This is a genomic window from Treponema endosymbiont of Eucomonympha sp. (assembly GCF_001028545.1).
The window spans coordinates 1-430 of record NZ_BBPW01000709.1 but is presented as its reverse complement, the minus strand read 5'-3'; the positions used below and the strand labels follow the sequence as shown (position 1 = coordinate 430).

Sequence of the window (430 nt, the reverse complement as noted above, 5' to 3'; positions counted from 1 at the left end):
ATAGCGCTCGCCTGCTGAGCGGCTGGCTCGCGATGCTTCATTTCGGACGCGCCGAGCTAAACGTGTCTCTCCGGTACGACAAGTCTTCCGCCTTTATCGGAGCAAGTCAGTGTATCGCCTCGCCCGAACTAATGCCATTTTCTATGATATTGGCGGCAAGTTGTGTGCGCAAAGTTCCTCTCATGACGACCGTTTTGTCCGCGTTCAGGTACGCCGAATTCCCTACGTCAACCACTGCTTTTTCGCTGACCGTAAAACTCCCCTCGCCGACAAAGACCGCGGCACCGATGGCGGCCGTGTTTCTCCGAATCGTGCCGTCCGTGTAGATAAACGACGCGCCCGTACCGAGATATGCGCCGCCGCCGCTTCTGGCGGTGTTTTCGGCGATGATTCCACCGTTCATTGTGCAGATGCCGGTATTTTTGTCGGG

At 56.7% G+C, this 430-nt stretch carries 1 protein-coding gene; it reads right to left on the bottom strand.

The window, feature by feature from the left end; translation table 11 throughout:
• Positions 1-106 precede the first annotated feature (106 nt).
• Positions 107-430, bottom strand: a 324-nt coding sequence (locus tag AWU74_RS08720; protein ID WP_238580295.1) for a hypothetical protein, incomplete at its 5' end; no start/stop codon positions are given.